8 protein-coding genes and 1 pseudogene are annotated in these 11,360 nt (G+C 38.7%); 2 read left to right on the forward strand and 7 right to left on the reverse strand.

Annotated features, from left to right (window positions below):
- Positions 1-15: 15 nt before the first annotated feature.
- Both PH210_RS07065 and PH210_RS07070 read right to left on the reverse strand, forming a co-directional pair.
- Positions 16-1,932 carry an FtsX-like permease family protein gene (locus tag PH210_RS07065; protein ID WP_289984203.1) on the reverse strand — a complete coding sequence of 639 codons (1,917 nt, stop codon included), beginning with the start codon at positions 1,930-1,932 and terminating at the stop codon, positions 16-18.
- Positions 1,919-2,686: pseudogene (locus tag PH210_RS07070) on the reverse strand (ABC transporter ATP-binding protein). Before PH210_RS07070 ends, PH210_RS07065 begins: the two are co-directional and overlap by 14 nt.
- Before the next feature lie 211 nt (positions 2,687-2,897).
- Here PH210_RS07070 and PH210_RS07075 point away from each other — a divergent pair.
- Together PH210_RS07075 and PH210_RS07080 are read left to right on the forward strand one after the other, a co-directional pair.
- Positions 2,898-4,070 carry an MFS transporter gene (locus tag PH210_RS07075; RefSeq protein ID WP_289984204.1) on the forward strand — a complete coding sequence of 391 codons (1,173 nt, stop codon included), beginning with the start codon at positions 2,898-2,900 and terminating at the stop codon, positions 4,068-4,070.
- Between the two features lie 72 nt (positions 4,071-4,142).
- Positions 4,143-4,466, forward strand: a complete 324-nt coding sequence (locus tag PH210_RS07080; protein ID WP_289984206.1) for a hypothetical protein — start codon at positions 4,143-4,145, stop codon at positions 4,464-4,466.
- A 28-nt stretch (positions 4,467-4,494) separates the two neighbouring features.
- Here PH210_RS07080 and PH210_RS07085 read toward each other — a convergent pair whose 3' ends face one another.
- The 5 genes from PH210_RS07085 to PH210_RS07105 all read right to left on the reverse strand — a co-directional run bounded on the left by PH210_RS07085 (position 4,495) and on the right by PH210_RS07105 (position 11,237).
- Complete coding sequence (locus PH210_RS07085; protein ID WP_289984208.1) at positions 4,495-5,964, reverse strand: protein adenylyltransferase SelO; 1,470 nt, start codon at positions 5,962-5,964, stop codon at positions 4,495-4,497.
- A gap of 168 nt (positions 5,965-6,132) precedes the next feature.
- The gene (locus tag PH210_RS07090) at positions 6,133-7,062 is read right to left on the reverse strand and encodes a phosphate ABC transporter substrate-binding protein (protein WP_289984210.1); all 930 of its coding nucleotides are present in this window, start codon (positions 7,060-7,062) and stop codon (positions 6,133-6,135) included.
- A 148-nt stretch (positions 7,063-7,210) separates the two neighbouring features.
- The gene (locus tag PH210_RS07095; RefSeq protein ID WP_289984212.1) at positions 7,211-7,924 is read right to left on the reverse strand and encodes a response regulator transcription factor; all 714 of its coding nucleotides are present in this window, start codon (positions 7,922-7,924) and stop codon (positions 7,211-7,213) included.
- A gap of 437 nt (positions 7,925-8,361) precedes the next feature.
- Positions 8,362-9,771 carry a two-component system histidine kinase PnpS gene (pnpS, locus tag PH210_RS07100; protein WP_289984213.1) on the reverse strand — a complete coding sequence of 470 codons (1,410 nt, stop codon included), beginning with the start codon at positions 9,769-9,771 and terminating at the stop codon, positions 8,362-8,364.
- Positions 9,772-9,914: 143 nt separating this feature from the next.
- Positions 9,915-11,237, reverse strand: coding sequence for a multicopper oxidase family protein (locus tag PH210_RS07105; protein ID WP_289984214.1), 1,323 nt, complete (start codon positions 11,235-11,237; stop codon positions 9,915-9,917).
- Positions 11,238-11,360 lie beyond the last annotated feature (123 nt).

Raw genomic sequence — 11,360 nt, forward strand, 5'->3', positions numbered from 1 at the left:
AGCTTGTTTTTTGTATTACTTAATAATTCTTAAATAGTTAGAAGTTGTAAAGCCATAATAGACAAGATAAATGATCAAATACACTAACAGGCAAGTAATAAATGGCAGAAACATATTGATTTGTAAAAAGTCGGCTAGCACATATGTGACGACGGCACTATTTGTAATAGCCAATAGTAACGGCAAGAAAAAAACAAAACCTACTTGTTTAGCAACAGACTTCTTGACCTCCTTCTCAGGCGCCCCGATTTTTCTGAGAATCCGATAGCGGTCTTTATCAGAAGTTGCCTCGATTAGCTGTTTAAAATAGATCAGGCTTCCTGTCGCGAGTAAAAAGACGAGACCAAGAAAACTTCCGATAAAAATGAGGAGTCCATAAGTTTCTAATCCATAATGATAATTCTCATAAAAGCTGGAATAGATCGGCAAACTTTCCGCATAACGATTAGGGTTAACAAATTGACCGAGATCGTGATTCAATTTCTTGGCAGTTTTTTCATTAGTCAATTTATAAAGATATAATTTTTGCGGTGCAGTTTTCTCTTTTAATTCATTAAATAGGGTGTCACTGATAACTACAGGAAAAAGCTTTTCACCCTGATTCAATAGAGAATGATGTTTATAAGAAGATATCGTAATCTGCTCATGATTAGGTAGAGATAATGTCTTTCCTGTATACGGATCGGACTTTACATCAAGATTGCCATCATAAAAGGTGAATGCATCATGTTTTGAAAGATGGATTTGCTCGTTAATCCCTCTGTTTTTCATAAGAGACTGATACGTGTTTTTAGATATTAATAGAACCTGAAAAGAATCATTCATTCTGCCCAAGGCCGATGTATCAGCTTTAATCGGCAGATATTCAGCAATATTTTGATATTCCAGCGTTTTTGAGGCCGATTTTTCAACAAGCTCCTGCATTTGTTCATTTAGCTCTTCATCCTTCATATTGAACATATAACTATATGGGTTATCCTTTTTTGAAAAAGTGTTGATATGATAATAGAAACTATAGGTTGAAACACAGGCAAGGATGGTCACACTGCTTAATAATGAGATGACCGTTAGAATAATGACATTGCTTTTAATACGAAATAAAAGGTGTGTAAGACTAAGTAAATTTTCCCCTTTGAAATAGATGGATGTTATTTTTTGTAGAACTATTAAAATGTAGGTAATTAGTGAATTCATAAACAAAAAGGAACCTATTATTAAAAAAATAGCTGACAATAATAGACGAATCCCACTATTGGTGATCGGAACAATTTCTTGTGGATTCACAAAAAATAGATAGGAGATTCCTAGCAGAAAAACAGCTAATAAGCTCAAAACGGCCGACCCTCCTCCCCCCCGCTCCCCTTTTCGTTCAGCTTTAAAAAGCTCGGATAGAGAAAAGCGATAGATTAGGAAATAATTATAAACAGAAGCCAGGATGATGATGAAAAGAAAAACCAATAGGGTTTGGAGCAAGGCCTGTGGACGAAATGAAAAACTAACAACCAAAGAAAAGCCCATCAGCTTAAAAATAATCATCATGAACAGTTTGGAAAACATTATTCCCGCCAAAACCCCAATTACTAACGCCACACCCCCGATAAGCAAATTCTCTAAGAAGAGTAATAGACCAATCTTTTTCCTGCTCATTCCAAAAAGTAAATACAAGCCAATTTCCTTTTTTCTCTTTCGCGTAAAGAATGAATTGGAGTACCAGATAAAGATCGCTGCAAAAATCATGAGAATAATAGACGCCGCTTGAAAAGCCGGTTGTATTTTTCCGAGTGTGACACTGGTTCCCAACAGTTGTTTATTAAATTGTAATGAAACAAAAGTGAAATATATCGAAATACTAAAAATCATGGAATTTAAATAAATGAAATACCGGCGGATATTTTTCTTTATATTTTTCTTAGCAATGCTAGACAATGTCATATTGGCCGCCTCCAAGTGTCGACAAGATATCTAAAATCTGTTGAAACATTTTCTTTCGACTATGCTCTCCCTTTCGAATTTCGGTATAAAGACTGCCATCTTTGATAAATAAAACGCGCGAACAAAAACTGGCAGCATAAGGGTCATGGGTAACCATTAGAATCGTGGCAAGCTGTTTTTGATTCAAATCGGTAAGTGTTTGCAATAAATGATAGGCTGATTTTGAATCTAGGGCACCGGTAGGTTCATCGGCAAAAATAATCCTTGGTGTGCTGACAATTGCACGACAAACAGCCGTTCTCTGCTGCTGTCCTCCAGAGATTGCATATGGATATTTTTCTTAAATGGAGTGAATACCGAACATTTCGGCCAGTTCATTCACTTTGTGATTGATTTCTCCTGCTGAAGTACCCGTAAAGGCAAGCGGCAAAAGAATATTCTCTTTAACGGTTAAGGTATCAAGCAGGTTATAATCTTGGAAAATAAACCCCATTTTGCTACGGCGAAATTCGGTTAATTGTTTTTCTTTTAAACGAGTAAGGCTTGTTCCATCAATGCAGATTTCTCCAGATGTGGCCGCTTCAATGGTTGATAAAACATTGAGTAAGGTCGATTTTCCTGCACCAGATGGTCCCATTACTCCAACGAATTCTCCTTCTGTCACCCTTATATCAATATCATGAAGCGCATGGAAGGAGTTCCTTCTTGTGCCAAAAACTTTGTTAATTCCCTTAGCATCTAAAATGGTTTCCATAATTATCACTCTTTCCTATCAGTTCCTTAAGTTAACTATAGGAAAAATACACCTTCATTTCCATAATTTTTCCTTACGCTTACACTGTTTAATCTTACATTTTCGTAAGGGCGGGGATACGATGAAAATAATTACCCAAAAGCTTGTATTCATCCAACGATTTCCATTATCCTAATGAATAGAACAACAAGTTTTGGGAGTGAAAATACATTTGCAAACAAAAGCAGCTTTGCCAATATTATTTGTAGTGATGTTTTTAGTAATGGTGGGGTTTGGAATCATTATTCCTGTTTTACCCTTTTATGCCGAAGAAATTGGGGCTAGTCCCACAGAATTAGGGCTGCTAATGGCGGTCTATTCGTTCATGCAGCTCATCTTTGCCCCAATGTGGGGACGTTTATCCGATCGGATTGGCCGAAAGCCGGTTATGATGATTGGAATTACTGGACTTGCGCTATCCTTTTATATTCAAGCAATCTCCACAGAGCTTTGGATGTTATTTGCCGCACGGATCATTGGCGGCACCCTCTCATCAGCCAATATGCCGACGGCGATGGCGTACGTTGCTGATATTACAACAGAAGAAAACCGTGGGAAAGGCATGGGCATCGTAGGAGCAGCCGTAGGGTTAGGATTTGTATTTGGTCCGGCAATTGGCGGAATTTTCTCAAAAATTAGTTTGAATATGCCGTTTTATCTTGCCAGCGGTTCTTCTTTGATTACGTTGATCCTTGTTTTTCTTTTATTAAAAGAATCAAAACTCAATAAAAATGACTCTAAAGAAAAAAGGCGCTCCATTTGGGGGGCATTTAATCGAAACGTCGCTGTTTTGTTTTTTGTGCAATTATTAATCTCTTTATCCCTTTCTGGCCTTGAAGCAACCTTTGCCTATTTTGCGGCTAAAAAAGCAGGCTTAAATTCTACAGAGCTCGGTTATATATTTATGATCATGGGGTTTGTGGGAGCGATGGTCCAGGGCGGCTTAGTCGGAAGGATGACGAAAAAATACGGTGAACCTTCTGTTATTCAGGTCGGAATCATTGTTTCAGCCCTTGGGTTTGGTTTGATATTACTGGTTAATAGCTTTACTACTGCTGCTATCTTTTTATCGATTTTTGGGATCGGAAATGGTGTAATACGTCCGAGCGTCTCTTCCCTGCTCACCAAAACATCAACAGCAGGACATGGCAGTGCCACTGGACTGCTTTCTTCCTTTGATTCATTAGGAAGGATCATTGGCCCGCCATTAGGGGGCTGGCTGTTTTCAATAGCGATCGGCCTCCCTTATATTTCAGGTGTGATTATCTCCATGGCAGCTCTGGTTCTCTTTTTTCTTTTCCGCCCTCAGGTAAGTACGGTAAAGACGACAAACATGCAAAATTAATCGGTAGGCATATGTGGTTAGGACATGCATAAAATGGTTGCAAGAATATTTTTGATAAAAGGAGTCCGGCGCATGAAAAACAAAACCGTCATTAGTGTATTTTTCCTTTTAGTCATATTAGGTTTTGCAGCCTATTTAGATTCACCTTATTCATTTATTAACAAGAATTACGCCTATTCCGACGACCAGCCTGTTATGGCACAGCCTGTTGAGGTTGAAAAACCCGAGAATGTTCCTGAATTGGTAGATAAACTGGAAAAAACGAAAAAGGAAGATGGGTATATTATCGAAACTTACGAGGAATACGAGGTCTATAAAGATCAGAACGGGAAAGTAATCAAAAGTGAACCTACAGGTAAAACAGAAACGCTAAAATACTGGGATTATAAAGATTAAGACCGCTCAATTGAGCGGCCTTTTTTTATCATGTACCGCAGTAGGTACGGTATGGCCGGTTGGATGGTGCAGGCAGTGAGCAGTATTCCTCGTGTTTAGGCGAAACTGTGTATGGGTTTGAAAGAACCTGAAGCAGACTTTCCATCACACTGTAATCTCCCTGATTGACGGCGGCATCCAGCGCCTCCTCAACGCGGTGATTACGCGGGATTACTACAGGATTTGAGTTTCGCATCAATTGCTGTGATGCTTCTTTCGACTCCTCCTGCCTTTCTAGCCTTTCCTCCCACTGCTTATGCCATTGAATAAATTCTGGTGTTCCAAACATTGCCGTTTCTTCTAGCTTATCCATAGTTAGGGCTCTGAAGGTATTTGTATAGTCGGCACGATACTTTTGCATTAAGCCAAGGAGATCATCAAATAAGGAATTGTCCTCTGCTTCTTCGTTAAATATTCCTAGTTTTGCCCTCATTCCCTCAAGCCAATGACGCCGATACAATTCCATGTATTCTGAAATCGCCTCTTGGGCTATTTTGACCGCCTCATTCTCATCTTGATGCAGCAGCGGCAGAAGACTTTCTGCAAATCGTGCGAGATTCCATCCGCCAATATATGGCTGATTGCCGTATGCATAGCGGCCTTGCTGGTCAATCGAGCTGAAAACTGTATCCAGGTCGTACGTATCCATGAAGGCGCACGGGCCATAATCGATGGTTTCACCGCTAATGGTCATATTATCGGTGTTCATCACCCCATGAATAAAACCAACCAGCTGCCACTTTGCAATCAGTTTTGCCTGGCGCTTAATTACTTCCTTAAGGAGTGACAGATATTGCCCCTCGCCTGATTGAACTTCTGGATAATGGCGGTCAAGTGCATAATCAGCTAGTAGCCTTTGATCTTCTACAGTTCCCCAATTTGCTGCATACTGAAAAGTACCAACCCGCAAATGACTGGCAGCCACACGGGTAAGAATAGCTCCCGGCAGGTAGGTTTCACGGATAATCGGTTCACCGGTTTCCACTACTGCGAGGCTGCGCGTGGTCGGGATGCCAAGTGCATGCATGGCTTCGCTGATTATGTATTCGCGCAGCATCGGCCCAAGTGCCGCCCTGCCATCACCCCCGCGAGAGTATGGTGTTCTTCCAGCCCCCTTCAGTTGAATATCAAAGCGTTCCCTTTTAGGGGTGATCTGTTCGCCAAGCAGCAAAGCACGGCCGTCCCCTAACTTGGTAAACCCGCCAAACTGATGTCCCGCATATGCTTGAGCAAGTGGCGAAGCTCCATCAGGTATACGATTGCCAGCAAAGACAGCAACGCCTTCTTCGTTTTGTAACGAGTCGGCCTCCAATCCTAGATCTTTTGCCAATGAGCCATTTAGTATAATCAACTTCGGTGAACGGACAGGAGTTGGGTTTTGGCTTGTGAAAAATATTTGAGGCAGACGAGCATAACTATTATCAAAATTCCATCCCGTTTCTATTCTTTCATTTGTCATTGAATCTCCTCTTCTCCTTTTTTTTAATACCATAAATTCTTCCGCTTGGATTTAGATATATTTTGTCATTTCTAAAATTAATTTATTTATTTCTTTTTTATCACAAAAGCTAGTAAAAAATAAATGAAAAAGGTAAATGCGCTTTGCATTTACCTTTTGAAACCTTCATTATTTATTTGTTTGATTTCCTTTTGCGTCGCGTTGAACTTCCATTTTTGTTACAGGAAGATATCCTTGTTCTTTTAAAAGAGTGTTTTGAACATCATCTGACATCATATAGTCAAGGAACGCTTTTGCAAGGTCAGTTGCTTCACCCTTTGTATAAGAGTGTTCGTATGCCCATACTGGGAATTTACCAGATTGTACGTTTTCAGCAGTTGGTTCTACACCATCAATGGCAAGTGGTGTTACAGTGTCATCAGTGAAGTATGAGAATGCAAGGTAACCAATTGCACCGTCTGTTTCATTGATAATCTTTTTAACAGTGTTTGAAGAGTCTTCTGTTACTCCTTCAGCTGGTGTTGCACCATCAAGAGCGAACTTGTTAAATACTGCACGTGTTCCAGAAGAATCAGGACGGTTTACAAGAACGATTTTTTGGTCTTTACCGCCAAGTTCTTTCCAGTTTGTGATTTTACCAGTGAAAACTTTGATTAGGTCTTCTTTTTTAATATCTTTAATGCCGACTTTAGGGTTAACAGCAGCAGTCATACCAACAACCGCTACTTTGTGGTCTACAAGCTGATCAGCTGGGATGCCTTCTTTTTCTTCAGCGAATACGTCTGAGTTACCAATTTGCACAGATCCTTCAGCTACTTGTGATAGGCCAGTACCAGATCCACCCGCATTTACTTGGATATCAACATTAGGATTTTTCGCCATAAACTCTTCAGCCGCTGCTGCCACTAATGGCTGCATTGCAGATGAACCTGAAACGACTAATGAGCCGGAAAGTTCTTTCTTTTCCTCCGTTTTTGGAGTTTCCTTCTTGGCGCTTCCTTCTGTTTTCTCAGTAGAAGCTCCGCCTCCACATGCTGCCATGATTACCATTAATGCTGCGAATACTGTAAGTAGGCTGAATTTTTTAAAGCTTTTCATTTGCTTTATTTCCCCCTAAGAGTAATGAATTTTTGTTTCGCTTTACATTTACTAGTATAGGAGAAGAGTATTAATCCAGTTTTAATAGAATGTAAAGCTTTTGTAAAAGTGTCCTCAGTTAGTGGAACCACACTTTATCCGAATAATGCTAATATCCTTGTTGCACTTCAAATTTATAGCCAAGACCACGAACAGTTTTAATATAAGCCGGCCGCTTGGTATCCTCTTCAATTTTTTCTCTTAAATGGGCGATATGCACGTCCACAATTCTTGTATCTCCTGCAAATTCATAATTCCATACAGAACTAAGCAGGTGATCGCGAGTTAGGACTCTGCCCTTATTTTGCGCCATGAAATGAAGCAGTTCAAATTCCTTTAATGTTAATTCCAGAAGATTTCCTTTAAGGTAGGCTTCGTATTTTTCAGAATAGATTGTTAATTTGCCCATTTTTATTTTTGGTCCATTTATCTGCTCGAGTGCATCTTCCGCTTGAGCCTGGGTTCTTCTTAAGATCGCTTTTACTCTGGCAATTACTTCTCTTGGACTAAAGGGCTTTACCATATAGTCATCAGCGCCGAGCTCAAGACCTATTATTCTATCAAATTCATCATCCTTTGCCGTTAGCATTAAAATAGGAGTCATAACCTTATCCTGACGAAGCAATTTACATACCTCCATTCCATCCAGCTTAGGAAGCATTAAATCTAATACAATTATGTCAGGAGCTTCAATTGTTGCTAAACGTTTACCAGTTTCACCATCCATCGCAGTAATGACTTCATAACCAGCCTGCTCCAAATTATATTGAAGGAGCGTTACAATGGACTGTTCATCATCAACAACAAGTACTTTATTTTTCATCAAATCACCCGCTTAATAGTAAGATATAGACTTTTCCTAAGAAACTAGCTCATACCTCCATTTTGTAAATATAGTTCTATTAAACGAAAGGAATATTAATGCCGCGTTTTGCTTTTGTTAAGGGAATGCAAATTTTTTGTAAAATAAGTAAAAATAATACTTTTTTCCTATTAAACTCACAAAATTCAATGGACCATTTTCCTAATGAACAGTAATAATTAAAAGGGGGTGACATTTAAGTAGATTCCACTTATGTTTAGCCACCAGGATCAAACCTTCGCTGAAATGAGAGCAATTTCTAATCTATAAGCAAAAAAGGGACTTGCCCTGCTCGAATGATATTAGAACTAACATATAACCCTTTAATCTAATTAGCATCGAAGAAAATTCATCAATGCTTAACCGTGTATAAAGACTGCCAATTCTACTAATTGCCCTTATTTATATAGCTCAATAATAAATTCACTACCTTCACCAATATCACTCTTTACACTGATTTTACCTTGGTGGGCTTCAATCAAATGTTTAACGATTGCTAGTCCAAGTCCAGTTCCGCCAGAGTTTCGGCTTCTCGCACGATCAACTCGGTAAAATCGCTCAAAAATACGAGGGATTTCTTCTTTTTTCATTCCAATACCAGTGTCTTTTACATGTATCCGTACTTTGTTACCATTATCAAACAGGAGCACCTTTACATTTCCGTTTGTCGGTGTATAAGTAATGGCATTGTTAATTAAATTGATAAATACTTGCTTTAAGCGGTTCACATCCCCTTTTATCTGAACTTGCTCCTCCTTACAGATTAAATCAAGGTGGATGTCTTTTACTTCTGCTTTCCCATTTAAGAGGGTTATAACCTCTTCAAGTAATTTGTATAAATCCATTTCTTGGATGTCCAATTTAAAGCCTTGCTGTTCAATTTTTGAAAGCTCCAATAAATCCTGAATGAGGGATTGAAGCCGTCCACTTTCTTTTAAAATAATCGAAAGGAAATATTTTAATGTATCTTTATTGTTCATCGCCCCATCCAACAGTGTTTCAGTAAATCCTTTAATCGAAGTAACAGGTGTTTTTAATTCATGTGAAACATTTGCAACAAAATCTTTCCGAACCTGCTCTAGTTTTTTTAGTTCTGAAATGTCGTGAAAAACGAGTAAAACCCCTTTCCAAACATTATTTGTTCCAATGATCGGCACACCGTATACAGCAAAATATCTTCTTTCTATAAATAATGGGATTGGTAATTGTTTACTGACATGTTTTTCAGTCCGAAATACTTCAGTGACTATATTACAAACTTCCTCCTGATTAATGACTTCAGAATAAAGATTTTCTAAATAATCAGTCGGACTGCCTTTAAAAATTTCAATAAAGCCTTTATTGATTAAGCTAATATACCCTCGTTTATCAATTAAGACTAAACCAGATCCCATATTTTCAATCAAAACACTGAGATGTTCCTGCTGTATTTCTTGTGATTTAACGAGTTCTTGAAGGTTTTGAGCCAGCCTATTTATAGATGTTCCCAACATTCCCGTTTTATCAGAACCATTGACTTTTGTCCTGGCATGATAATTTCCTTCTGTCAATTCAATCGCGACATTTGTAGCCTCGATGATGGGTTTTGTATATCTTGAAAAAATTCTCTTTCCAAGATAAATAATGAGTACTAAGAAAATGACAACAAAAATGAAAATGGTACGCATGATTTCATTTTTATGAAGATCACTTAGTGTTTCTTGAAAATTGCTATTAAATAACTGACCGAGCAATACTCCTAATCCAAGGAATAAGGAAAATATTAGTATGATGAATATAATTAATAGCGTATTTCGAAATTTTGTCATTCGCTTAAATGCTCCTCAAGCTTGTGGCTAAGACCACGAACCGTTTTAATATTAACAGGCCTCTGTTCCTTTAAGTTAGGCTTCACATTTTTCAGGATAGATTGTTAAGTTGCCAATTAATTTTTGGCCTTTTATATGAGAAACTAGCTTAAATCTCCAGTTTGTAAAACTTGCTCCATGTTATTAATCTTTTGTTCTAGATCTGTAATGGATTTCTCCAGAATTTCTGGATTCACTGTACTATTTAGTTGTTGATTAACGGTTGCTGCTGCGTTATCGAGTGAATTCCATTCTTCATAATGCTCATCAGAAACCAAATTGTAAAACTCATGCAATCCATTACTTATAGCCTTCATTTCTTTTTTCATTAACTCGTAATTCTTTTCGAATTGGTATTGTTTTAGCAATGCAAAATGGTGTTTTACATCACTGATGGGATTTTTACTGCCGTGGGTCATTTTGTCATGATAATTATCGTAAACCATCATCATATGCATCCCGTGAGTCGCATGCGGACCCATATGGCAATGAATAGGCCAAATTCCAGGGTTGTCAGCCGTTAATAATAAATCATATTTTTCTCCAGGGCCGATGGTAATCGTATCCTTAGTCATCGGATTTTTAATGTCACGGCCATCAGAAGCGACAACCTTGAAATGGTGGCCATGGGTATGAAATGAATGTACCTCCGAACCGGCATTAATCAACCTTATTAAATAGGTCCCTCCCTCTTTCACATGGAGAGGCGGTATTTCAGGATCAATTTTTCCATTGATCGTATAATATCTTGCTTTTCGATTGGTTGTGTCATATTCACCATCCAAGTGAAGGTGTTCCGCAGCCGTTCCAACATACTGGTGGGCCTCCTGGCCTTCAGCAAGGCTTAATAGCGGGTCTCTTTCCGAAAGAAGCAGTGTAAATTCACCATTGGTCTTGTATTTTGGCTTTTTCGGCTCTACGATAATTGCTCCGTATAACCCCATTTCTGGATGTCTGTCCGGTTCAACATGACAATGATAGAAATAGGTCCCTGCTTTAGAAGCATCAAATTCGTAGGTAAACGAATCGTGATTCATGGTTGGATGCTGGCTCATCTCAGGGGTTCCGTCGCCTGCAAAACTATTATCAATCCCATGGAAATGTATCGTGTGCAATTCTTTTTGCTGATTGTGGAATACCACTTTGACGTGATCTCCCTCGGTTATACGTATTTCCGGCCCAGGAACGCTAGGCTTGGTTGCAGGTGCATTTTTTTGGGGATCCCACAATCCAAAACCCCATGAATACAGGGTAGTACCCTGGGCCATTTCCTGTTCCATATCCGCGGCATATAGATGAAACACCTTTGTCTGCCCTTTTTCTGTTTTAGCTGACGCTTCTTCTTTCGTTGCATAAATGAAGACAGCAGAAAAGACTAAGAGGCAGCCCATGATTGTAAAAAGTATAAATGAAGGAAAACGTTTCATGTAAGCACTCCTACGTTGTTTAATTTATTTGAAAGGATAATCCTTTTGTGTCCATTATTCAGATAACAAGGAAAAAACCCCGGAAATCTTAAGATTACCGGAGTATGATTTTAAAACAAACGA

It is taken from the genome of Paenibacillus sp. BSR1-1 (assembly GCF_030403775.1).
In the GTDB taxonomy this organism is placed as follows: Bacteria; Bacillota; Bacilli; order Bacillales; family Cytobacillaceae; genus Neobacillus.